4 protein-coding genes (1 of these 4 only partly in view) are annotated in these 26,516 nt (G+C 67.9%); all 4 read left to right on the top strand.

Annotated features, from left to right (window positions below):
- The first annotated feature begins 59 nt into the window (after nucleotides 1–59).
- Complete coding sequence (locus HU772_RS12765; RefSeq protein WP_186659400.1) at nucleotides 60–2,564, top strand: UvrD-helicase domain-containing protein; 2,505 nt, start codon at nucleotides 60–62, stop codon at nucleotides 2,562–2,564.
- 44 nt (nucleotides 2,565–2,608) lie between these two features.
- The gene (locus HU772_RS12760; protein ID WP_186659399.1) at nucleotides 2,609–3,022 is read left to right on the top strand and encodes a VOC family protein; all 414 of its coding nucleotides are present in this window, start codon (nucleotides 2,609–2,611) and stop codon (nucleotides 3,020–3,022) included.
- A 486-nt stretch (nucleotides 3,023–3,508) separates the two neighbouring features.
- Nucleotides 3,509–4,300, top strand: coding sequence for an alpha/beta fold hydrolase (locus HU772_RS12755; protein ID WP_186659398.1), 792 nt, complete (start codon nucleotides 3,509–3,511; stop codon nucleotides 4,298–4,300).
- A gap of 142 nt (nucleotides 4,301–4,442) precedes the next feature.
- Nucleotides 4,443–26,516, top strand: partial view of a non-ribosomal peptide synthase/polyketide synthase gene (locus tag HU772_RS12750; protein ID WP_186659393.1) — the 5' portion only. Its footprint extends 3,378 nt past the window's final position; only the first 22,074 of its 25,452 coding nucleotides appear in the window; the start codon lies at nucleotides 4,443–4,445; the stop codon falls past the right edge of the window.

Below are 26,516 nucleotides of genomic sequence, written 5' to 3'. Positions count from 1 at the left end.
ATCGCCTAATCCCATGATCCATAAGCATTCGCTGGCGCTTTGCGGCAGATGAGGCGAACATGCCTGCTGATTCGATTTGCAACGGAGTGACCGTGCCCCACGAGCATCCCCAGGCCCCGGCCGACCTGACCCCGCCCGCCCAGCTGCCCTGGCTGCGCCGCCTCGCCGCGCGCCTGCTGGGCCGAGGCCTGAGCCGCCTGCAGGCGCAGCATCGCGACTCCTGGTTCCTTGGGCATGCCACCGGCCAGCGCAATGGCCATGCCGACGGCCTGCGCGAAGGTTACGAGCGCGGTCGGGTGGACGGTTACGAGGCCGGACGCCAAGTGCTAATCATCCGCGATACCCGCCCGGATCACGCCGGGGTACCAGGCCAGGACGACAAACTATTCGACGACTGGCGCCTGCCATTGACGGCGGAATTGAAAAAGCGCTTCAAGGCCGATGTGGCCCAGCGCCTGCCTGCGGCGGCCCAGCCGAGCGCGGCGCAGTGGAAGCTGATCTTCTCCGACACACCGTCCACCTGCGTGGTAGCCGGGGCCGGCGCGGGCAAATCGACCTCGCTGGTGCTGCGTATCCTGCTGCTGCGCCATTACCTGGGCTTCGAACTCGACGCCCTGACCGTGGTGACCTTCACCCGCGAGTCGCGCAAGGACTTCATCCAGCGCCTGCTGCAGGTGTTCGCCCTGTGGCAGGTCGAGCTGTCGCCGACCCAGGGCCGCGAGCTGGTGCGTACCTTCCACTCGCGCATCCTGCCGCTGGTGCGCAGCCTGCCGGGCTTTGCCCAGATGCGCGCGTTCGAGACCCTGGGCAACGAGATGCCCGCGGGCGCCGAGGCCAACGCCGAGAGCAATCCCTTCGACCTGCGCCTGAACGATGCCCAACGCCAACAGCTGAACCTGTGCTATCGCGACCTGCTGGCCGACAGCCCTCGCTTCGCCGAGCTGGTCGGCAGCCTGCGCCAGGAAGCGCTGCTGCTCAAACCGCTGGACCCGGAACACCCGGATGTGCAGAAGCGTGCGCAGGTCACCCAGCTGGCGGCCCAGCGCGACGAGGAGCTGTGCGATGTGATCGAGGACCTGTGGTTCGCCGCTGGCGCCTGGCCGATCAAGGGCATCGAACCGTGCCGCGAGACCGTGCAGATCCGTGGCAGCCAATTTCATGTGCATGGGCGCCTGGAAGGCTTGGATGCCTGGGTGGTGCTGGGCTTTGATCCCAGCGAAAGCGGCCAGTACCAGCGCCCCGGCGCTAAGCTGGCGGTGCGCGCGGAATGGGCGGTAAAGCGCACCCTGTTTCAAGCTTTCTGCGATAAGCCATTGATATGGCTAGATAACTATGCGGCGGCCAGGCGCTTGGCTGCGTCCTTGGCGGGGGACGCCGTTGCCGGTCCTGGCTTTGAATATAAGGTCAAGGGCGAGCTGGCTCCGGCGCCGCTGCTCGATGCATTCGTCAGCGCCGCAGGCTTTATCGAGAACCTTGGCCTGGACGTCAACGCGGCAGTGGCTGCCATGAGCTTTGCGCCCGGTGACAGCGACGCCGCCTTCTTCGAGGCCCTGGCCCTGTACTGGAAAGCCTTCGAAGCGCACCTGCTGGCCCAGTCGCCGCCGGTGATGACCTACAACCGCATGTTCGCCCTGTTTGGCGAGAACAACCCGGAAAACCTGGCGCTGCTGCCCGATCCGCTGCTGCGCCCATTGGCACACCTGATGATCGATGAATTCCAGGACGTCTCACCGCAGATCGTCAGCTGGCTGCGCGCCAGTCTGGCAGAAATCCGCCGACGCGGTCCGGCCATGCATACTGGCCGGGTGGCGCAGCATTCGTCGCTGATGTGCGTGGGGGACGACTGGCAGTCGATCTACGGCTGGCGCGGCAGCTCGCCGAGCTATTTCATGGCGTTCACCAAGGCCTTCCCATCGCCGGCCAACACCCGGGTGATGCTGGTGGAGAACTACCGCAGCCAGCAGCACATCATTGATGCCGCTGAGCACCTGGTCAAAGGCGCGCCGGCCATCAGCGGCAAGAAGGCGCGTGCCAGCGGCCCGGCGGCCGAGCTGCCCTTGTCGCCGGTGAAAGTGTTCGAACGGGACGAAGCGGCGTTGGCGCAGACCCTGATCGAGCATTATCAACAGGGTGATTCGGTGATGATGTTGTTTCGAAAAACAAGCGATAAGTTATTGATAGAACAGCATTTAATGCCTGTTATTAAAGCTGATTCTAGCTTGCCGCCCGGCCAGCGCCGCCTGCGCCAACTGACCTATCACAGCGCCAAAGGGCTGCAGGCCGATGCCGTGTTCATGCTCGGTGACTGCCAGTACCTGACCAGTTCGCCCTACAAGAACCAGGTCTATCGCCTGGCTGGCCTGGGCAAGCCAGGCGATGCCCAGGCCTTCGACACGGCGCAGAAGGAAGAGGTGCAGCGGCTGGCCTATGTGGCGGTCACCCGGGCGGTCAAGCACTGCTACTGGCATGTCGAGAAACCCAGCGCCGAGGCCGCCGCGCAACCTCGCGCCTCGAGCCAGGTGCAGGGGCGTTTGTCGTTCTTCGAGGATCTGCGCGGTCAGTAGCGGGCTGCTATGGTCTAGGCAACGTCTGCTCGAGGAGCGCCAGCATGCCTGCTTTCGAGATTCTGCATATCGACCATATCGTGTTGCGGGTTGCCGACCTGGAACGCAGCTTGAGGTTCTATCACGACTTGCTGGGCTGCCCGATACGCAGGCGGCGCGAAACGCTGGGAATGATCCACCTGGCGGCGGGTGCCAGCCTGATCGACCTGGTGGCGGTCGATGGACCGCTGGGCCAGCAAGGCGGGCCGGGGCCCGGGACCGCGGGGCATAACCTCGATCATTTCTGCCTGCGCATCGAGCCGTTTGATGAGGCAGCGTTGAGCCGGATGTTGCAGGACGCCGGGGTCGAGGTACAGGCGGCGCAGCCGCGCTATGGTGCCGAGGGCGAGGGGCTGTCGTTGTACTGCTTTGATCCTGATGGGAATCGGGTCGAGCTGAAGGGCGCGGCCGGGGAGTGAGCATCGAGTAGTGGCAGGGCCAAGGAGATCGCCCAGCCCCCTGTGGGAGCAACTGTCTTGCTCAACTGCTAAAGCTAGCGCGGTCGCTGTGGGAGCGGCTTCGACCGCGAACACCGGCACAGCCGGTGCCAGGCACCGCGTCGCCTTCTTCGCGGCGGTGCGGCGGTCCGACAAGCCCGCTCCCACAGGTATGGTGCATGCCCTGAGGTCGGCGCGATCCCTGTGGGAGCGGCTTCAGCCGCGAACACCGGCGTAGCCGGTGCCAGGCACCGCGTCGCTTGCTTCGCGGCGGTTCGGCGCCCCGATAAACCCGCTCCCACAGGGATCCCGCTAGCTTTAGCAGTTGAGCAAGACAGTTGCTCCCACAGAGACCGTACCGGACTGAGAGGCCCCAGTACGGCAGTTGCCCATAACATTCCCATGGCTCCACGCCACCGCCAACGGTTAGCATGCCTGCCTCGACCGGAAATCGTCACAGGAGCCCGCATGCCCGCTGTCACCGTGCAAACCCACTGGATCGAAACCCCGCAAGGGCGTCTCCACGCCCAGACCTGGACCCCAGCCAAGGCCCACCCTGTCCCCATCATCCTGGTGCATGACTCGCTAGGCTGCGTGGCGCTGTGGCGTGACTTTCCCGAGCAATTGGCCCAGGCCAGCGGGCACCCGGTCATCGCCTATGACCGCCTTGGTTTTGGCCGTTCCGACGCCCATCCCGGCCACCTGCGCCCGGGCTTCGTCGAGGCCGAAGCCGGCGAGGGGTTTGCCGCGCTGCTGGCGCAGAGGACGATCGGCCCGTTCATCGTGTTTGGCCACAGTGTCGGTGGCGGCATGGCCATTGCGTGCGCCGCCACCCATGGGCAGCGCTGCCGTGGCGTGATCACCGAGTCGGCCCAGGCGTTCGTCGAGGCGCGCACCGTGGATGGGATTCGCGCCGCCGAGCAGCAGTTTGCCGAACCGGGCCAGTTGCAGCGATTGCAGCGTTACCACGGCGACAAGGCCGAGTGGGTGCTGCGGGCCTGGATCGACAACTGGCTTTCAGCGGATTTCGCCAATTGGCACCTCGACCAGCCGCTGGCTGAACTGCGTTGCCCGTTGTTGAGCCTGCACGGTGACCAGGATGAGTTCGGTAGCCTGGCGCATCCGCGGCGCCTTGCCCGGCTGGCTGCAGGGTCGGTGCAGGTGCAGGTGTTGGAGGGCGGCGGGCATGTGCCGCATCGGCAGCAGCCGGGCTGGGTGCTGGAGGCCGTGGTGGGCTTTTTGCGGCACTCGATTTCATAACCGTTGCGACCCGTCGCGGTGCAAGCCGTCCAGCCCAGGCTTGCCTGCAAATCCTTTGTCCCCCCTTCCCATGTCAGCCGCCTGTCGCCCAATCCATTAGCGTTCCAAGCATTTCCGATTGGCAAAAGCAGGATGCTTACCGATGCTCTTCAGCGAACTCATGGCAGCGCTTTCCACCCGTGCGATCCGACTCCAGCGCGAGGAGGCCGACCTGCTGGTCGACGGCGCCGATGATGCCCTCGACGATGCCTTGTGGGACGCCTTGGCTGCCCACAAACCGGCACTGCTGGAGATGCTCGCGAAGCAGGGCGACGATTGGCTGAGCCCGGCACTGCGGGCCACTCCCGAGATGCTGCCGCTGGCTGGCCTCGATCAGGCCGCCATCGACCGGATCGTCGCCAGCGTGCCGGGCGGCGTGGCCAACCTGCAGGACATCTACCCATTGGCGCCGCTGCAGGAGGGCATGCTCTATCACCACCTGAGTGCCCGCAACGGCGACCCCTACGTGCTGCAGGCGCAGTTGCGCTTCGCCAGCCCGGCGCACCTGGAAGCGTTTGCCGAGGCCCTGGATTGGGTGATCCAGCGCCATGACATCCTACGCACGGCGATGGCCTGGGAGTTGCTGGACGCCCCGCGCCAGGTGGTCTGGCGCCAGGCGCCGCTGGCCCGTGAAACGCTCGCGGTGACGGCGGGCGAAGCGCCACTGCGGCACCTGTGCGAGCGCTTCGACAGCACGCATTACCGCATGGACCTGCGCCAGGCGCCGTTGCTGCGCCTGGTCGATGCCCGTGGTGAAGACGGCGAGGTGGTGGCCTTGCTGCTGTTCCACCACACCGTGATGGACCATACCGGCCTGGATATCGTCCGCCGCGAAATCCACGCGCGCCTGGCCGGCGAGGGCGAGCAGCTGCCGCCAGCGGTGGCGTTCCGCGACCTGTTGGCCAGGACCGCGCTGGCCCGCGACGAGCAGGCCCATGAAGCCTTCTTCCGTGCCATGCTGGCGGATATCGACGCACCGACCCTGGCCTTCGGCGTGACGGAACTGGCCGGCCAGGCGGTGGAACAGGCACGCATGACCCTGCCCACTGCCCTCAGCCAGCGCCTGCGCGCCCAGGCCCGGCAACTGGGGGCGAGCCCGGCGAGCATCATGCACCTGGGCCTGGCACGGCTGCTCGGGGCGTTGTCCGGGCGTGAGTCGGTCGTGTTCGGCAGCGTGCTGCTCGGGCGCATGGCCGCGGGCCTGGGCAGCGAACAGGCGCTGGGCATGTTCATCAACACCTTGCCATTGCGTGTCGACCTGGCCGGGCAGGGTGCGCGCGCGGCGTTGCTGGCCACCCACCGCCAGCTCACCGCGCTGCTCGACCACGAGCAGGCGCCGCTGGCCCTGGCCCAACGTTGCAGCGGCGTGGCGGCGCCAACGCCACTGTTCAACAGCATGCTCAACTACCGCCACAGCGGCGCTGGCGACGCTGCCGAAGTGATCGCCGTGGCGCCGGGTATCGATGTGGTCGGCGCCGAGGAACGCACCAACTACCCCCTGGCCGTGGCGGTCGATGACCTGGGCGAGGACCTGCGCCTGACTGTCCAGGCCCTGGCCGCCTGGGGCGCCGAGCGCCTGTGCGGGCAGTTGCTGCAGGTGTTCGGCGAGTTGGCCGATGCCCTGGAGCGCGAGCCTGAGCGGCCGTTGCTGCAGGTGTCGGTGCTGACCGCGCCAGAGCGCCAGCAGTTGTTGCTCGAAGGCAATGCCAGCGCTGCTGGGCAGGCGCCCGAGCAGTTGCTGCATGCGTTGTTCGAGCAGCAAGTGGCCGAACGCCCCGAGGCTGTCGCGCTGCAGGCCGAGGAGGGCGAGCTGAGCTACCAGGCCCTCAATGACCAGGCCAACCGCCTGGCCCACCACCTGATCGAACTGGGCGTTGGCCCCGACCAGCGCGTGGCGCTCTGCGTCGAACGCGGGCCGGCTCTGTTGGTCGGTTTGTTGGCGATCCTCAAGGCCGGTGGCGCCTATGTGCCGCTCGACCCCAGCTACCCGCTCGAGCGGATCCGCCACATGCTCGGCGACAGCACCCCGGTAGCGGTGCTGGTGCACGCCGCGACCCGTGATCGGATCGGCCAAGGGGCTGCGCTGACGATCGATCTCGACCTGCCGACCTGGGCCGCGCAACCGTCGAGCAACCCGCAGGTCGTTGGCCTGACGCCGCGGCACCTGGCCTACGTGATCTACACCTCAGGCTCCACTGGCCAGCCCAAGGGCGTGATGGTGGAGCACCGCAACGTGGTCAACCTGGTGCAGTGGAGCGCCCAGTTGATCGCCAACCAGCCCCAGGGCGCGCTGCTGCACAAGACCCCGGTGAGCTTCGATGCCTCGGTGTGGGAGCTGTTCTGGCCGCTGTGCTCGGGCTTGCGCCTGGTATTGGCGCGGCCAGACGGCCAGCGCGAGCCGCGCTACCTGATCGAGCTGATCCGTCAGCGCCAGGTCAGTGTGGTGCAGTTCGTGCCAGCGCTGTTGCAGCAGTTCCTCGAGGAGCCCGACAGCGCCTCATGCGATAGCCTCAGCGATATCGTCTGCGGCGGCGGCGAGCTGACCGAGGCCTTGGCGCGCCAGGTGCGTGAGCGCCTGCCACAGGTGCGCCTGCACAATGTCTACGGCCCCACCGAAACCACGGTCGACTGCACCGCCTGGACCCTGGAGCCCCAGGCACCGCTGCCAGAGGGCGCCTTGCCGATCGGCCGGCCCATCGCCAATACCCGCTTGTATGTCCTCGACAGTGCCGACCAGCCGCTGCCTTGGGGCGTGGCCGGGCACCTGCATATCGGCGGCGCCGGCGTGGCCCGCGGTTACCTGGGGCTGCCCGAGCAGCAGGCCGAGCGCTTTATCGCCAGCCCGTTCGTAGCTGGAGAACGGCTGTATCGCAGCGGCGACCTGGTGCGCCAGCGCGCCGACGGCGTGCTGGAGTTCCTGGGCCGCAACGACCACCAGATCAAGCTGCGCGGCCTGCGTATCGAACCGGGCGAGATCGAGGCGGCCCTCGATCGAGTACCCGGGGTACGTGAGGCGCTGGTGCGGGTCCACGAGCATGCCCTGAGCGGCCCACGGCTGGTGGCCTACTACAGCGGCGTGACGCAGGAGGCCGGGCGCTTGCGCGAGGCCCTGCTGGCCCAGTTGCCGGAGTACATGGTGCCGGCACTGTTCATCCACCTGGCGACGATGCCACTGACCGCCAATGGCAAGGTCGACCACAAGGCCCTGCCGGAACCCGAGGCGCCGCTGCGCCAGTACCAGGCACCACAGGGCGAGACCGAGCAATGCCTGGCCGCGATCTGGGCCGAGCTGCTGGGTGTCGAGCAGGTGGGGCGCGAGGACAACTTCTTCGAACTCGGCGGCCATTCGCTGCTGGCGGTGCGACTGGTGGAGCGCATGCGCCGGCATGACCTGCACGCCGACGTGCGCGTGCTGTTCGGCCAGCCGACCCTGGCGGCGTTGGCCGCCAGCGTGGGCCGCCAGGCAGGTGTCGAAGTGCCGGCCAACCGCATCGATGCCGGCTGCACACGCATCACCCCGCAGTTGCTGCCCCTGGCCAGTATCGACCAGGCTGGCATCGACCAGGTTGTGGCGCAGATTCCTGGCGGCGTGGCCAATATCCAGGATCTCTATGCCCTGGCGCCGTTGCAGCAGGGCATTCTCTACCATCACCTGGCCAGCACGGGCGCCGACCCTTATGTCGGCCGAGCCCGCTTCGCCTTTGCCGGGCAGGCGCAGTTGGACGCCTTCGTCGCTGCGCTGAACCAGGTGATCGCCCGCCATGACATCCTGCGCACCAGCCTGCATTGGCAGGGCCTGGAGGAGCCGGTGCAGGTGGTCTGGCGCGATGCGCCGCTGGCGTTGAGCCCGGCGTTGCCGATCCCGCGCCTGGACCTGGGCCGCGCACCGCTGCTGCACGTGAGCAGCCAGTTCGAGGATGGCCGCTTGCAGGCGACCTTGCTGATGCACCATGTCCTGCTCGACCACACGGCGGTGGAGCAGTTGGTGGCCGAAGTCGGCGCCTTGCTGCAAGGCCCGGCCGAGTTGGCGCCGAGCATTCCTTATCGCAACTACGTGGCCCAGGCTCGCCTGGGCGCCGACAGCCAGGCGGACGCGGCGCTGTTTGGCGAGCTGCTGGGCGATATCGATGAAGCGACCGAAGTGTTCGGCCTGCGCGAGGCCAAGGTCGATGGCCAGCCAGTGCGCGATAGCCGCCTGGCACTCGACCCGGCCTTGGCCGGGCGCCTGCGCGAGCAGGCACGGGCACTGGGTCTGAGTGTCGCCAGCCTGGTCCACCAAGGCTGGGGTCAGGTGTTGGCGCAGTTGTCCGGGCGCGAGGAAGTGGTGTTCGGCACCGTGCTGCTCGGCCGCCTGCAAGGCGGCGAGGGCGCCGATCGAGCCCTGGGCTTGTTCATCAACACCTTGCCGCTGCGGGTCAGTGTCGGCGCGACCGGCGTTGCCGAGGGCGTGCGCCTGACCCACCAGCGCCTGGCGCGTCTGCTCGAACGTGAGCAGGCCTCGCTGGCCTTGGCTCAGCGTTGCAGTGGCGTGCCGGCTGCGCAGGCGTTGTTCACCAGCTTGCTGAACTACCGCCACAGCACCAGCGAGCAGGCCGAGGGCCCGCGCTGGCAGGGCATCGAGTTGCTCGCCGCGGAGGAGCGCAGCAACTATCCGCTGGTGGTCAACGTCGACGACTACGGCAGCGATCTGCGCCTGACCGTCCAGGCCGTGGCAGCGGTCGATGGCGAGCAGGTCTGCCAACTGTTGCAGATGGCCCTGGTGCACCTGGTCACGGCGCTGGAGCAGGCCCCCGACAGCGCCCTGCACAGCCTCCACGGCCTGCCCGCAGCCGAGCGCGAGCGTGTGTTGCACGGCTTCAACGCCACGGCTCGCGACTATCCGCGTGAGCAGCCCTTGCACCGTTTGTTCGAGGCCCATGCCCTGCGCACGCCAGCGGCGCTGGCGGTGGTGCATGGCGGGCGCCACTGGACCTACGCCGAGCTGCAGACCCAGGCCAATCGCCTGGCGCAGCACCTGGTCGAGCTAGGGGTGCAGGCCGGCGAGCGGGTGGCGTTGCTGCTGCCGCGTTCGTTCGACCTGCTGGCCGCGCAGCTGGCCGTGAGCAAGTGCGCCGCGGTGTTCGTGCCGCTGGATGGCAATGCCCCGGCCGAGCGCCAGGCGTTCATGGTGAATGACAGCCAAGCGCGGGTGCTGTTGACCCATGCCGACCAGCCTTTGCAGAGCGCGGCGCGGCGGGTGGAGCTTGATCAGCTCATGCTCGATGGCTACCCGGATCAAGCGCCGCAGCGTACGGCTGATGCCGACAGCGCGGCCTACATCATGTACACCTCCGGTTCCACCGGCACGCCGAAAGGCGTGCAGGTGCCGCACCGGGCCATCGTGCGCCTGGTGATCAACAACGGTTTCGCTGATTTCAACAACCAGGACCGTGTGGCCTTTGCCTCCAACCCGGCGTTCGACGCCAGCACCCTGGAAGTTTGGGCGCCGCTGCTCAATGGCGGTGCGGTGGTGGTGATCGATCAGAACCAGGTGCTGTCGCGCCAGGCCTTGCGCGAAGCGTTGCTGAGCCAGGGCGTGACGGTGCTGTGGCTGACGGCGGGCTTGTTCCACCAGTTCGCCGACGACCTGCTGCCGGTATTCCGCACGCTGCGCTACCTGATGGTGGGGGGCGATGTGCTGGATCCGGCGGTAATTGCCCGCGTATTGCGCGACGGCGCTCCGCAGCATCTGCTCAATGGCTATGGCCCGACCGAGGCGACGACTTTCAGCACCACCCATGAGATCACTCAGGTGGGCGAGGGCAGCATTCCGATTGGCAAACCGATCGGCAACGCACGTTGCTATGTGCTGGATGCCCGGCAGCAGCTATTGCCGGTGGGGGCCGTTGGCGAGTTGTATATCGCTGGCGACGGCGTGGCCCTGGGTTACCTGGGCCAGCCGGAGTTGACCGCCGAGCGTTTCCTGCCCGATCCGTTCAACGGCGGCAGCATGTACCGCAGTGGCGACCTGGTCTGCTGGCAGACCGACGGTACCTTGCGTTACCTGGGCCGGGCCGACCAACAGATCAAGCTGCGCGGCTTCCGTATCGAACTGGGCGAGATCGAGGCACGCCTGGGCGAATGCCCGGGTGTGCGCGATACCGCCGTGGTGGTGCGTGAGGACGAGCCGGGCGACAAGCGCCTGGTGGCCTACTTCACCGGCAACGCGCCAGCAATTGCCGAACTGCACGAACGTCTGCAAGGCCAGCTGCCGGACTACATGCTGCCAGCGGCCTACGTGAACCTGGACGCGTTGCCCCTGACCGCCAACGGCAAGCTCGACCGCCGGGCGCTGCCGGCGCCGGGCCGCGAGGCACTGGTCAGCCGTGCCTTCGAGGCGCCGCAGGGCGAGATTGAATCGGCCTTGGCGGCGATCTGGGCTGAAGTGCTCAAGGTCGAGCAGGTGGGGCGTCACGATCACTTCTTCGAACTGGGCGGCCACTCGCTGCTGGCGGTGAGCCTGATCGAGCGCATGCGCAAGGCCGGCCTCGACGCCGATGTGCGCGTGCTGTTCGCCCAGCCGACCCTGGCCGCCCTGGCGGCGGCGGTTGGCAGTGGTCGCGAAATCGAGGTGCCGGCCAACCGCGTGCCGGTGGCCGCGACCCGGATCACCCCGGCCATGCTCAGCCTGATCGAGCTGGACCAGGCCAGCATCGACCGCATCGTCGCCACGGTGCCGGGCGGCGCGGCCAACGTGCAGGAAATCTACCCGCTGGCACCGTTGCAGCAAGGCATCCTCTATCACCACCTGAGCGCCGAACAGGGCGATCCGTACCTGTTGCAATCGCGCTTGGCGTTCGACAGCCCGGCGCGCTTGCAGGCCTGGGCCGCGGCCCTGCAACAGGCCATCGACCGCCACGACATCCTGCGCACCTCGGTGGTATGGGAAGGCCTGGCCGAACCGGTACAGGTGGTGTGGCGCCAGGCACGGCTGGAAGTGACCGAGGTCACCGGGCTTGACGAAGCGGCGGTACTCGATGGGCTGCAGGCGCGCTTCGACGCTCGCCAGCAGCGCCTGGACCTGACCCGGGCGCCGCTGCTGCGCCTGCTGTTCGCCGAGGACCCGCGCCAGGGTGAATGGGTGGCGTTGCTGCAGTTCCACCATCTGACCCTCGACCACGCCGCCATGGCGGTGATCGGCGAGGAAATGCAACTGTTGCTGGACGGTCGCGGCGACTGCTTGCCGCCGGCGGTGCCGTACCGCAACTATGTGGCCCAGGTATGCCTGGGCGAGGACCAGGCCGGCCATGAGGCGTTCTTCCGCGCGCAACTGGGCGATGTCGAAGCGCCGACCCTGCCGTACGGTCTGGCCGATGTGCAGGGCGATGGAGGGGCGCTCGAACAGGCCCAGTTGCAATTGGCACCGGCGTTGGCCCGGGCGGTGCGTGAGCAAGCCCGGCAACAGGGCGTCAGCGCTGCCAGTTTGATGCACTTGGCCTGGGCGCGGGTGGTGGGCGTGCTGGCTGGGCGCCAGGACGTGGTGTTCGGCACCGTGCTGATGGGCCGCCTGCAAGGTGGCGAGGGCGCCGACCGCGCCCTGGGGATGTTCATCAACACCTTGCCGTTGCGGGTGAATGTGGCTCAGCCTGTAACCCAGGCGCTGCAGGCGACTCATCAGCGCCTGTCGGCCTTGCTCGGCCACGAGCATGCGCCGCTGACCCTGGCCCAGCGCTGCAGCGGCGTGGCGCCCTCGGCGCCGCTGTTCAGCGCCTTGCTCAATTACCGGCACAGTGCGGGCCCCGCCGCGCACGATGGCCAGGGCATCTGGCAGGGCGTGCGCCTGCTCGGTGGCGAGGAGCGCAGCAACTACCCGTTGACCCTGAGCGTGGACGACCTGGGTGAGGGCTTCAGCCTCAGCGTGCTCGCTGCCGCCGGCATTCCAGCGGCGCAAGTCGGTCGGTGGATGGTCAATGCCCTTAGGCAGTTGTTGCTGGCATTGCAGCAGGCGCCGGCGCAGGCCCTGGAACAATTGCCGATACTCGATGAGACGGCATTGCGGCAGGTGCTGGTGGCGTTCAACGACACCACCCAGGCCTACCCGCAAGGGCAGGTGATCCAGGCGTTGGTCGAAGCCCAGCGGCCAGAGGCCGTGGCGGTGGTGCAAGGTGAGCAGCAATTGAGCTATGGCGAGCTGAACCAGCGCGCCAATCGCCTGGCCCATCACCTGATCGCCCGTGGTGTGAAACTCGCTGACCGGGTTGCCCTGTGCCTGGAACGCGGCCCGCAGCGCTTGATCGCCATGCTGGCGGCGCTCAAGGCCGGCGCGGCCTATGTGCCGGTCGACCCGGCCTATCCGGCGGAGCGGATTGCCTATCTGCTCAGCGACAGTGCGCCGGCCTTGGTGCTGGTCGAGGCCGCTACCGCCGCGTTGGTTGGAGATAAGGCCAGCGTTGTTGTGGATGGCGATACCTGGCTGGCCGAGCCAGACAGCAATCCGGTGGTTGCCGGGATGGACGCGCAGCAACTGGCCTATGTGATCTACACCTCCGGCTCTACCGGCCAGCCCAAAGGCGTGATGGTCGAACACCACACCCTGGCCAACCTGGTGCACTGGCACTGCCAGGCCTTCGAGCTGGGCGCCGGTAGCCAGACTTCCAGCGTGGCCGGCTTCGGCTTCGACGCCATGGCCTGGGAAGCCTGGCCGGCCTTGTGCGCCGGCGCGACGCTGCACCTGCCGCCCGCTCATATCGGCGGCGAGCACGTCGACGAACTGCTGGACTGGTGGCTGGAGCAACCGCTGCACGTCAGCTTCCTGCCGACGCCAGTGGCCGAACAGGCGCTGCGTCGCGAGCAGCAACACCCAACCTTGCGCACGCTGCTGGTCGGCGGTGACCGTCTGCGACACTTCGAACGTGATCCGGGCTTCCAACTGGTCAACAACTACGGCCCGACCGAAACCACGGTAGTTGCGACCTCCGGCGTGCTTCAGCCGGGCGGGGCGCTGCATATCGGCAAACCGACCGCCAACACCCGGGTCTATGTGCTGGATGAACAGCGTCAGCCAGTGCCCGTCGGTGTGGTCGGTGAGCTGTACATCGGCGGTGCCCAGGTGGCGCGCGGTTACCTCAACCGCCCGGACCTGACCGCCGAACGCTTCCTGGCCGACCCGTTCAACGGCGGCACGATGTACCGCAGCGGCGACCTGGTGTGCTGGAACGCCGATGGCACCCTGGACTACCAGGGCCGTAACGATGACCAGGTGAAGATCCGCGGCGTGCGGGTCGAACTGGGCGAAATCGAGGCCGCGCTCAAAGCCCAGCCGGGCATCGCCGATGCCGTGGTGCTGGTGCGCAACGAACGCCTGCTGGCCTGGTTCACCGAGACCGTGCCGGTGGACAGCGACGCGCTGCGCCAGGGCTTGCAAGCTTGCTTACCGGCTCATCTGGTGCCGCAAGCCTTTGTTCAGCTGGACGCGCTGCCGCTGACGGCTCACGGCAAGCTCGACCGCAAGGCATTGCCGGAACCGACCTTGCTCACCGGCCAGGCTTACACCATGCCCGAAGGCCCGGTGGAAATCGCCATTGCCGCGCTCTGGGCCGAGGTGCTGGGCGTTGAGCAGGTTGGCCGCCACGACAACTTCTTCGAACTGGGTGGCCATTCGCTGCTGGCGGTGAGCCTGACCGCGCGTCTACGCCAAGCCGGCCTGGAGGCCGATGTACGCACGCTGTTCGGCCAACCAACCGTGGCAGCGTTGGCTGCTACGTTGGGCCATGGCCGCAGGGTCGAGGTGCCGGCCAACCGGATCCCGCTGGGCTGCACGCAGATCACTCCCGAGCTGCTGCCGCTGGTAGACCTGGAGCAGCCCGCCATCGAGCGCATCGTTGCCACGGTACCGGGCGGCGCGGCCAACGTGCAGGACATCTACCCACTGGCGCCGTTGCAGGAGGGCATTCTCTACCACCACCTCAGCTCGCCCGAGCACGACCCCTATGTGCTGCAATCGCGTATCGCCTTCGACAGCCCGGCACGCCTGCAAGCCTTTGCCGGCGCGCTGCAAACCGCTATCGCCCGGCATGATGTGCTGCGCACCGCGGTGCTCTGGGAGGGCCTGGCGCAGCCGCTGCAGGTAGTCTGGCGCCAGGCTGCGCTGCAGGTGGCGCCGCTTGCCGGTCAAAATCCGCACGCCATCGACTTGAGCCAGGCGCCCTTGATCCGTCTGCTGCACCACGAAGTGGATGGGCGCATCGAAGCCTTGTTGCAGTTCCACCATATCGTCCTCGACCACACCGCCCTGGAAATCGTCGGCGCCGAGTTGCTCGACTACCTGAGCGGCGCCGCGGCCCCGGCGCAACCACCAGTGCCGTACCGCAACTACGTGGCCCAGGCGCGCCTGGGCGTCAGCCAGGCCGAGCACGAGGCGTTCTTCCGCACGCAACTGGGCGATATCGACGAACCGACCCTGCCATTCGGCCTGAGCGATGTACAAGGCGACGGCCAGGCCAGCGAGGAAGCGCAACTGTGGCTGGATGACGGCCTGGCCTTGCGCCTGCGCCGACAGGCCCGGCAGTTGGGCATCAGCGTTGCCAGCCTTTTCCACCTGGCCTACGCGCGCCTGCTGGCAGCAGTCAGCGGTACCGAACGCGTGGTGTTCGGCACCGTGCTGCTGGGGCGCCTGGAGGCCGGCGAGGGCGCCGAGCGGGCGATGGGTATGTTCATCAACACCTTACCGCTGCGCCTGGACCTGGCAGGCCTGAGCCTGGGCGAGGCCGCGCGCCTGACCCAGCAGCGCCTGAGCGCGCTGCTGGTCCACGAGCACGCCTCGTTGGCCCTGGCCCAGCGCTGCAGCGGTGTGCCGGCCCCGGCACCACTATTCAGCGCCATGCTCAACTACCGCCATGGCCAGGTGGCCGACGAGGCACGGCGCCTGGACTGGGAAGGCATCGAGTTCCTCGACGGTCAGGAGCGCAGCAACTACCCCCTAAGCCTGAGTGTCGATGACATGGGCGAGCGCTTGCGTTTGGTTGCCATGGCGCCGGCCACGGTTGGCGCGAAGCGGGTGTGCGAGCAACTGCAACAGGTATTGCAGGCCTTGGCCGACGGGCTGGAGCGCGAACCCGGGCAGGCCCTGTTGCTGCTGCCGGTGCTGCAACCGGCGGAGCGTGACTACTTGCTGCAGACCTGCAATGCCACGGCCCAGCCCCATGACCTCGGGCTACCGATCCAGGTGTTGTTCGAGCGGCAGGCCGCGCGTCAGCCGGAGGCCATTGCCGTGCAGGGCGCAGGTCAATCACTGAGCTATCGCCAGTTGAACGCCCAGGCCAACCAACTGGCCCATCACCTGATCGAACAAGGGGTAGGCCCCGACACGCGAGTGGCGATCTGTGTCGAGCGCAGTCCGGCATTGGTGATCGGCCTGCTGGCCATTCTCAAGGCGGGTGGCGCCTATGTGCCGGTCGACCCGGACTACCCGGCCGAGCGTATCGGCCACATGCTCCGCGACAGCCAGCCCCGCGCGGTACTGGTGCAGGGCGCCAGTACCGCGCTGCCGGGCGAGCTGGCGGCGACGCGGGTCGACCTCGACCAGCCCAACTGGAGCGCCCAGCCTGAGCATGATCCGCAGGTCCCGGGCCTGAACTCGAGCCACCTGGCTTATGTGATCTACACCTCCGGCTCAACCGGCGTGCCCAAGGGCGTGATGGTCGAACACCGCAACCTGGCCAACCTGGTGTACTGGAGCCAACGACAATTCCCGGGCGACGAGGCGGTGCTGCACAAGACCCCGGTGAGTTTCGATGCCTCGGTGTGGGAGCTGTTCTGGCCCCTGTGCAGCGGGCGGCGTCTGGTGCTGGCCCGCGCGGACGGGCAGCGCGACCCGCAGTACCTGGTCGAGCTGATCGAGCGTCAGCAGATCGGCGTGGTGCAGTTCGTCCCGGCATTGTTGCAGCAGTTCCTCGAGCAGCCGGACAGTGCTCGCTGCGCCAGCCTCACCGATATCGTCTGTGGCGGCGGCGAGTTGACCGAAGCCCTGGCTCGCCAGGTGCGTGAGCGCCTGCCACAGGTGCGGCTGCACAACGTCTACGGCCCCACCGAGACCACCGTGGATTGCAGCGTCTGCACGCTGTACCCCGAAGATGCCGTGGCGCAAGGCGCGCTGCCGATTGGCCGGCCGATCGACAACAGCCACCTGTATGTGCTCGACGCCCACGACCAGCCAGTGCCCTGGGGCGTCGCCGGCCACCTGCATATCGGCGGTGCCGGGGTGGCGCGCGGCTACCTGGGGCTGCCCGAGCAGCAAGCCGAACGCTTCATCGCCAGCCCGTTCAAGCCCGGCGAGCGTCTGTACCGCAGTGGCGACCGAGTGCGCCAATTGGCCGACGGTAGTTTGCAGTTCCTGGGCCGCATCGATCATCAGGTCAAGCTGCGCGGCCTGCGCATCGAGCCGGGCGAGATCGAGGCTTGCCTGAACCGGGTGCCAGGTGTCGGCGAGGCGCTGGTGCTGGTGCACGAGCACCCGCACAACGGCCCACGCCTGGTCGCCTACCACACGGGCCAAGCGCAAGCCGCCGACACCCTGCGCGCGGCCTTGCTATTGCAACTGCCGGAGTACATGGTACCGGCGTTGTTCGTCCACCTGGCGGCCATGCCGCTGACCCCCAACGGCAAGCCCGACCGCAAGCGCCTGCCAGTACCCGATGTGCAGCCGCGCCAGTACCAGGCCCCCGAAGGTGAGACGGAAACCTTGCTGGCCGAGATCTGGGCGCAGTTGCTGGGTGTAGAACGTGTGGGGCGGCACGACAACTTCTTCGAACTCGGCGGCCATTCGCTGCTGGCGGTCAGCCTCACCGCGCGTCTGCGCCAGGCCGGCTTGCAGGTGGATGTGCGCACCCTGTTCGGCCAGCCGAGCGTGGCCGCCCTGGCAGCGACCCTGGGCCAAGGCCACGAGGTGCCGGTGCCGGCCAACCTGATTCCACCGGGCTGCACCCGCATCACCCCCGAGCTGCTGCCGTTGCTCGACCTGGACCAGGCAACGATCGAACAGATCGTCGCCAGCGTGCCGGGCGGTGCGGCCAACGTGCAGGACATCTACCCGCTGGCGCCATTGCAGGAGGGCATTCTCTACCTGCACCTGAGCAGCGCCGACGTCGACCCTTATGCCCTGCGCGCGCATCTGCGCTTCGACAGCCTCGAGCGCCTGACCGCGTTCGCCCAGGCTCTGGAGCGGGTCATCGCTCGCCACGATATCCTGCGCACCGCGGTGCTGTGGGAAGGCCTGCCGCAGCCGGTGCAAGTGGTGTGGCGCCAGGCGCCGCTGCACGTCTTGCCACTCGATGAGCGTCAGCTGACGCGCATGGACCTGGCCCAGGCGCCGCTGATCCGCCTGCTGCACCGTCCCGAGGCGGGCAGCCAGCGAGTCGAGGCGGTGTTGCAGTTCCACCATATCGTGCTCGATCACGTGGCCATGCAGGGGGTGCGGGCGGAGATGCACGGCTACCTGCTGGGAGAGGATCTGCCACTGGCGCCTTCGGTGCCTTATCGCAACTACGTGGTGCAGGCGCGCCAAGGCGTCAGCGAGGTGCAGCACGAGGCGTTCTTCCGTGTGCAGTTGGGCGATATCGACGAGCCGAGCCTGCCGTTCGGCCTGCGCGAGGTGCAGGGTGAGGGCTTGGCCATCGAGGTGGCCGAGGTCGAGTTCGCCGGCCAGCGCTACCAGCGCCTGCGCGACCAGGCGCGTCAGCTTGGGGTGAGCAGCGCGACCCTGCTGCACCTGGCCTGGGCACGCCTGTTGGCAGCCGCCTGCGGCAAGGACCGCGTGGTGTTCGGCACCGTGCTGCTGGGCCGCCTGCAGGGCGGCGAGGGCAGTGAGCGGGCACTGGGTATGTTCATCAATACCTTGCCGCTGCGTGTCGACCTGGCCGGCGTCAGCGTGCGCGAGGGCGTGCAGGCGATACAGCGTGACCTGTCGGCGCTGCTGGTCCACGAGCACGCCTCGCTGGCATTGGCCCAGCGTTGCAGTCAGGTGGCCGCGCCACTGCCATTGTTCAGCGCCATGCTCAACTACCGCCAGAGCACCCGTGCGGGTGCGCAGCTCGACGCCTGGCAAGGCATCGAGACCCTGGGCAGCGAGGGCCACAGCAACTACCCGCTGGCCCTGGATGTCGACGATTTCGGCGATGGCCTGCGCCTGAGTGTGCGGGTGACGCCGCAGGTAGGCGCGCAGCGGGTCTGCGGGCAGTTGCTGCACGTGCTCGAAGGCCTGTTGCAGGCGCTGGAGCAGCAGCCTGAGCGCGCCCTGACCGGCGTGCCGGTGCTGGAACCGGTTGAACGTCGCCTGGTGTTGCAAGACTTCAATGACACTGCGGTGGCTTATGACCTGGAGCAGACCTTGCACGGGATGATCGAAGCCCAGGTACGGCGCACCCCGGACGTCGTGGCGGTCAAGGCCGAGGCGGGCGAGCTGACTTACCGCCAGCTCGACGAACAGGCCAACCGCCTGGCCCATCACCTGATCGCCTTGGGCGTGAAGCCCGATGACCGCGTGGCGATCTGCGTCGAACGTGGGCTGTCGATGGTGATTGGCCTGCTGGCCATCCTCAAGGCCGGTGGCGCCTATGTGCCGGTCGATCCGGAGTACCCGGCCGAGCGCATCCGCCATATGCTCAGCGACAGCGCGCCCGTGGCGGTGCTGGTGCATGCGGCCACCCGCGCGGTGCCCGAGGGCGCGCGCCTGGTCGATCTCGACCAGCCCACCTGGCTGGCGCAGCCGGCCACGGCGCCGCAGGTCGCCGGCCTGACCCCGCGCCACCTGGCCTATGTGATCTACACCTCCGGCTCCACCGGCCTGCCCAAGGGCGTGATGAACGAGCATGCCGGGGTGGTCAACCGCCTGCTGTGGATGCAGGACGCCTATGGACTCGGTGCGCACGACGTGGTGCTGCAGAAGACCCCGTTCAGCTTCGACGTGTCGGTGTGGGAATTCCTCTGGCCGTTGCAGACCGGCGCCTGTCTGGTCATGGCCCGCCCCGGTGGGCACCGCGACCCGGAATACCTGCGTGAAGTGATTCGTGCCGAGGGTGTCACCACCTTGCACTTCGTGCCATCAATGCTGGATGTGTTCCTGGCCCACGGCGAGGTGCAGGCAGAAGGCCTCAAGCGAGTGCTGTGCAGTGGCGAAGCCTTGCCCGGCAGCCTGGTGCGCCGTTTCCTCGCGCAACTGCCGAGCGTCGAGCTGCACAACCTCTATGGCCCGACCGAAGCGGCGGTGGACGTCAGTGCCTGGCACTGCGTCGAGGCGCCGGACAACACCCCGATCGGCAAGCCGATCGCCAACACCACGCTCTATGTGCTGGACGCCCACGGCCAACCGGTGCCGCGTGGCGTGCCGGGCGAGCTGTACATCGGTGGCGTGCAGGTAGCCCGTGGCTACCTGAACCGCGCCGAACTGACGGCCGAGCGCTTCATCAACGACCCGTTCGCCAGCGGTGCCGGCGCGCGCCTGTACCGCACCGGCGACCTGGCCCGGCACCTGGCCGATGGCAACCTCGAGTACCTGGGGCGCAACGATGACCAGGTCAAGATCCGTGGCCTGCGTATCGAACTGGGCGAGATCCAGGCCTGCCTGACGGCGCTCGCGGGTATCAAGGAGGCCGTGGTGCTGGCCCGCGACCAGCGCCTGGTGGCGTACTACACCGGTGTGGCGCACACCGCCGAGGTGCTGCGTGCCGCGCTGCTGGCCCAGTTGCCGGACTTCATGGTGCCAGCCTCGTTCACCCACCTGGAGGCACTGCCGCTGAGCCCCAACGGCAAGCTCGACCGCAAGGCCCTGCCAGCGCCCGATATGCCGCAGCAGGCCTATGAAGCGCCGCAAGGCGAGGTCGAGGTACTGTTGGCGCAGCTGTGGCGCGAACTGCTCGGCGTGGCCCAGGTTGGCCGGCAGGACAACTTCTTCGAACTGGGCGGCCACTCGCTGCTGGCGGTGACCCTGACCGCGCGGATGCGCAAGGCCGGGTTGGCGGCGGATATCCGCGTGCTGTTCGGCCAGCCGACCCTGGCGGCGCTGGCCGCGGCAGTGGGCGGCGAGGCGACGGTACAGGTGCCCGCCAACCGGATCCCGGCCGACTGCACGCGCATCACTACCGACATGCTGCCGTTGGCGAGCCTGGACCAGGCGGCCCTCGACAGCCTGGTGCAAGGCATCCCCGGCGGCGCGGCCAACGTTCAGGACCTCTACGCCCTGGCGCCGCTGCAACAAGGCATCCTCTATCACCACCTGGCCAGTGCCGAGGTCGATCCCTATGTGCTGCAGATGGGCTTCGCCTTCGCCGGGCAGGCCGAGCTGGACGCCTTCGTCGCGGCGTTGAACCAGGTGATCGCGCGTCACGACATTCTGCGCACCAGCGTTCACTGGCAAGGGCTGGACGAGGCCGTGCAGGTGGTCTGGCGCGAGGCGCGGCTGAGCCTTGAGCCGGAATTGGACAGGGTGCGCCTGGACATGGGGCGCGCGCCGCTGCTGCATCTGAGCAGTAACTGGGTGCATGGCCGTTTGCAGGCGACCCTGTTGCTGCACCATATCCTGCTCGACCACGCCGCCCTGGAGCTGCTGGTGGCCGAGGTCGCCGATGTGCTGCTGGGCCGCGCGCCCCAGGGCGACAGCGTGCCGTACCGCAACTATGTGGCCCAGGCGCGCCTGCGCCACGATGGCCAGGCCCAGGAAGCGATGTTCCGCGAGCTGCTCGGCGATATCGACGAGCCAACCGATGTGTTCGGCCTGCGCGACACCCTGGGTGATGGTCGCCAGGTGCTTGAGTACCGGCAGCAGCTGGATGACGCGTTGGCCGGGCACCTGCGTGAGCAGGCGCGGGCCTTGGGCGTCAGTGTCGCCAGCCTGGTCCACCAGGCCTGGGGCCAGGTGCTGGCGCAGTTGTCCGGGCGCCAGGAGGTGGTGTTCGGCACCGTGCTGCTTGGCCGCCTGCAGGGCGGCGAGGGCGCCGAGCGGGCCCTGGGCATGTTCATCAACACCTTGCCGTTGCGAGTCAGTGTTGGTGCGGCCGGCGTCGCCGAGGGCGTGCGCCTGACCCACCAGCGCCTGGCGCGCCTGCTCGCCCATGAGCAGGCCTCGCTGGCCCTGGCCCAACGCTGCAGCGGCGTGCCAGCCTCGCAGGCGCTGTTCACCAGTCTGCTCAACTACCGCCATAGCCCGGCGGGCAGTGCCGAGCAGGCACGGGCCTGGGACGGCATCGAGCTGCTGGCGGCCCATGAGCGCAGCAACTACCCGCTGGTGGTCAGCGTCGATGATTTGGGCAGTGGTTTCTCACTGACCGTACAGGCCGTGCCTGAGGTGGACGGGGCGCAGGTTGGCCAGCTGTTGCAGGCGGCCCTGGCACAACTGGCCGAGGCGTTGACGCAGGCCCCGGCAACCCCGCTGCACGCGCTGGTCGCCTTGCCGTCCGCCGAGCGGCAGCGGGTGCTACGCCAGTTCAACGACACCCAGCGCGAATACCCGCATGAGATGCCTCTGCACGGGCTGTTCGAGGCCCACGCCAAGGTCAGCCCCGAGGCGCTGGCGGTGGCCCATGGCACGCGGCGCTGGAGCTACCAGGCACTGAATCGACAAGCCAACCGCCTGGCAGGCCACTTGCTGGAAATGGGCATCCAGGCCGGCGATCGGGTGGCGTTGCTGTTGCCGCGTTCGTTCGACCTGCTGGCCGCGCAATTGGCCGTGAGCAAGTGCGCTGCAGTGTTCGTGCCGCTGGACGGCAATACCCCGGCCGAGCGCCAGGCGTTCATGGTTGCCGACAGTCAGGCGCGCTTGCTGTTGACCCACAGCGATCAACCGCAGGTGGAAGGTGTACAGCGCATCGAGCTGGACCGGCTCGAGCTGGAGCGCTATGCCGGCGAAGACCTGGAACTGGCTGTGAACGCCGGCAGCGCGGCCTACATCATGTACACCTCCGGTTCCACCGGCACACCGAAAGGCGTGCAGGTGCCGCACCGGGCCATCGTGCGCCTGGTGATCAACAACGGCTTCGCCGACTTCAACAGCCAGGACCGCGTGGCCTTTGCCTCCAACCCGGCGTTCGACGCCAGCACCCTGGAAGTCTGGGCGCCGCTGCTCAATGGTGGCACGGTGGTGGTGATCGATCAGAACCAGGTGCTATCGCGCCAGGCCTTGCGCGAAGCGTTGCTGAGCCAGGGCGTGACGGTGCTGTGGCTGACGGCGGGCTTGTTCCACCAGTTCGCCGACGACCTGCTGCCGGTATTCCGCACGCTGCGCTACCTGATGGTGGGGGGCGATGTGCTGGACCCGGCGGTGATCGCCCGCGTGCTGCGCGACGGTGCCCCGCAACACCTGATCAATGGCTATGGCCCGACCGAGGCCACCACCTTCAGCACCACCCATGAAATCACCCAGGTGGGCGAGGGCAGCATCCCAATTGGCAAGCCGATCGGCAACGCACGTTGCTATGTGCTGGATGCCCGCCAGCAGTTGCTGCCGGTGGGCGCCGTAGGCGAGTTGTATATCGCTGGCGACGGCGTGGCCCTGGGTTACCTGGGCCAGCCGGAGTTGACCGCCGAGCGTTTCCTGCCCGATCCGTTCAACGGTGGCAGCATGTACCGCAGTGGCGACCTGGTCTGCTGGCAGGTCGACGGCACCTTGCGTTACCTGGGCCGGGCCGACCAACAGATCAAGCTGCGCGGCTTCCGTATCGAACTGGGCGAGATCGAGGCACGCCTGGGCGAATGCCCAGGCGTGCGTGACACGGCAGTGGTGGTGCGCGAGGACGAGCCGGGCGACAAGCGCCTGGTGGCCTACTTCACCGGCAACGCACCAGCGATTGCCGAACTGCACGAACGCCTGCAAGGCCAGCTGCCGGACTACATGCTGCCAGCGGCCTACGTGCATCTGGACGCACTGCCCCTGACCGCCAACGGCAAGCTCGACCGCCGGGCGCTGCCGGCGCCGGGCCGCGAGGCACTGGTCAGCCGTGCCTTCGAGGCGCCGCAGGGCGAGATTGAATCGGCCTTGGCGGCGATCTGGGCTGAAGTGCTCAAGGTCGAGCAGGTGGGGCGTCACGATCACTTCTTCGAACTGGGCGGCCACTCGCTGCTGGCGGTGAGCCTGATCGAGCGCATGCGCAAGGCCGGCCTCGACGCCGATGTGCGCGTGCTGTTCGCCCAGCCGACCCTGGCCGCCCTGGCGGCGGCGGTTGGCAGTGGTCGCGAAATCGAGGTGCCGGCCAACCGCGTGCCGGTGGCCGCGACCCGGATCACCCCGGCCATGCTCAGCCTGATCGAACTGGACCAGGCCAGCATCGACCGTATCGTCGCCACGGTGGCGGGCGGCGCGGCCAACGTGCAGGAAATCTACCCGCTGGCACCGTTGCAGGAGGGCATTCTTTACCACCACCTGAGCGCCGAACAGGGCGATCCATACCTGCTGCAGACCCGGCTGGCGTTCGACAGCCTGGACCGTCTGCACGCCTGCACGGCGGCCTTGCAACAGGTCATCGACCGCCACGACATCCTGCGCACCTCGGTGGTGTGGGAAGGGCTGGCCGAACCGGTGCAAGTGGTGTGGCGCCAGGCACGCCTGGTGGTGAGCGAAGTCACTGGGCTGGGCGAGGACGCTGTGATCGATCACCTGCACGGGCATTTCGATGCCCGCCAGCAGCGCCTGGACCTGACCCAGGCGCCGCTACTGCGCCTGACCTACGCCCTGGACCCGGCGCAGCAACGGGTGGTGGCGATCCTGCACTTCCATCACCTGGCCCTGGACCACACGGCCATGGAAGTGATAGTGCACGAGATGCAGGCCTTGCTGGCCGGGCGCGGAGCGCAACTGGCCGCGCCAGTGCCGTACCGCACCTATGTCGCCCAGGTGCGCCTGGGCGCCGCGCAGGCAGGGCATGAAGCGTTCTTCCGCGAAATGCTCGGTGATGTCGAGGAACCGACCTTGCCCATGGGCCTGGCCGATGTACAAGGCGATGGTCGTGATATCGAGGAGGCCCGGCAAGCGCTCGACCTGGCCCTGGCACGGCGAGTTCGCCTGCTGGCACGCCAGCTCGGCGTCAGTGCCGCGAGCCTGATGCACTTGGCCTGGGCGCGAGTGGTGGGCGTGCTGGCCGGGCGCCAGGACGTGGTGTTCGGCACCGTGCTGATGGGGCGCCTGCAAGGTGGCGAGGGCGCCGACCGCGCGCTGGGCGTGTTCATCAACACCTTGCCGCTGCGCATCGATACTCGCCTCAGCGCCAAGGAGGCGGTGCGCGTCACGCACCAACGGCTTTCGGCGTTGCTCGGCCATGAGCATGCCTCCCTGGCCCTGGCCCAGCGTTGCAGCGGCGTGCCGGCTTCGGCACCGCTGTTCAGTGCCTTGCTCAACTACCGGCACAGCCCTGCGGGCATCGCCAGCGACGCCGGCGATAGCTTCCAGGGCATGCACCAGTTGGGCGGCGAGGAGCGCAGCAACTACCCGCTGACCCTGAGCGTGGACGACCTGGGCGAGGGCTTGAGCTTGAGTGTGCTGGCCCAGCAGGGGATTGGCGCCGTGCGCGTGGCGAACTGGATGGCGGCGGCCGTGGCGCAGTTGATCCAGGCCCTGGAGCAAGAGGGCACGGTTTGTGTTGATACGCTGCCGATCCTCGATGCCCAGGAGCGAGTGCAACTGCTTGAAGGTATGAACCCGCCAGCCGTGGCCTACCCGCAAGGGCAGGTGATCCAGGCGTTGGTCGAAGCCCAGCGGCCAGAGGCCGTGGCGGTGGTACAGGGTCAGCAGCAATTGAGCTATGGCGAGCTGAACCAGCGCGCCAATCGCCTGGCCCATCACCTGATCGCCCGGGGTGTGAAACTCGCTGACCGGGTTGCCCTGTGCCTGGAACGCGGCCCGCAGCGCTTGATCGCCATGCTGGCGGCGCTCAAGGCCGGCGCGGCCTATGTGCCGGTCGACCCGGCCTATCCGGCGGAGCGGATTGCCTATCTGCTCAGCGACAGTGCGCCGGCCTTGGTACTGGTCGAGGCCGCTACCGCCGCGTTGGTTGGCGATACGGCCAACGTCGCGCTGGATGGCGATGCCTGGCTGGCCGAGCCAGACAGCAATCCGGTTGTTGCCGGGATGGACGCACAGCAACTGGCCTATGTGATCTACACCTCCGGTTCCACCGGCCAGCCCAAGGGCGTGATGGTCGAACACCGCACCCTGGCCAACCTGGTGCACTGGCACTGCGAGGCCTTCGAGCTGGGCGCGGGAAGCCAGACCTCCAGCGTCGCCGGCTTCGGCTTCGACGCCATGGCCTGGGAAGCCTGGCCGGCCTTGTGCGCCGGCGCGACGCTACACCTGCCGCCAGCCCACATCGGCGGCGAGCACGTCGACGAACTGCTGGACTGGTGGCTGGAGCAACCGCTGCACGTCAGCTTCCTGCCGACGCCAGTGGCCGAGCAGGCGCTGCGCCGCGAGCGTCAGCACCCGACCTTGCGCACCTTGCTGGTCGGCGGTGACCGCCTGCGCTACTTCGAGCGTGATCCGGGCTTCCAGCTGGTCAACAACTACGGCCCGACCGAAACCACGGTAGTGGCGACCTCCGGCGTGCTTCAGCCGGGCGGGGCGCTGCATATCGGCAAACCGACCGCCAACACCCGGGTCTATGTGCTGGATGAGCAGCGTCAGCCGGTGCCCGTCGGTGTGGTCGGTGAGCTGTACATTGGCGGTGCCCAGGTGGCGCGCGGTTACCTCAACCGCCCGGAACTAACCGCCGAACGCTTCCTGGCTGACCCATTCAACGGCGGCACGATGTACCGCAGCGGCGACCTGGTGCGCTGGAACGCCGATGGCACCCTGGACTACCAGGGCCGTAACGATGACCAGGTGAAGATCCGCGGCGTGCGGGTCGAACTGGGCGAAATCGAGGCCGCGCTCAAAGCCCAGCCGGGCATCACCGATGCCGTGGTGCTGGTGCGCAACGAACGCCTGCTGGCCTGGTTCACCGAGACCATGCCGGTGGACAGCGACGCGCTGCGCCAGGGCCTGCAAGCTTGCTTGCCGGCTCACCTGGTGCCGCAAGCCTTTGTTCAGCTGGATGAGCTGCCTCTGACCGTGCATGGCAAGCTCGATCGCAAATCCCTACCAGAGCCGGACGCCTCGGCACTGGCGCGCCAGGCCTATGCAGCGCCACTTGGCGCCACCGAGGCTGCCATGGCGGCAATCTGG

The sequence above is a fragment of the Pseudomonas xantholysinigenes genome, assembly GCF_014268885.2.
In the GTDB taxonomy this organism is placed as follows: Bacteria; Pseudomonadota; Gammaproteobacteria; order Pseudomonadales; family Pseudomonadaceae; genus Aquipseudomonas; species Aquipseudomonas xantholysinigenes.
Note: the sequence above shows the minus strand (reverse complement) of the source record. Positions and strands in the feature narration are given on the sequence as shown.

What these genes read in the sequence shown, in the direction of transcription:
- HU772_RS12755 (WP_186659398.1), top strand. Translation starts at nt 3,509, where the DNA reads ATGCCCGCTGTCACCGTGCAAACCCACTGGATCGAAACCCCGCAAGGG.
- HU772_RS12765 (WP_186659400.1), top strand. Translation starts at nt 60, where the DNA reads ATGCCTGCTGATTCGATTTGCAACGGAGTGACCGTGCCCCACGAGCAT.
- HU772_RS12760 (WP_186659399.1), top strand. Translation starts at nt 2,609, where the DNA reads ATGCCTGCTTTCGAGATTCTGCATATCGACCATATCGTGTTGCGGGTT.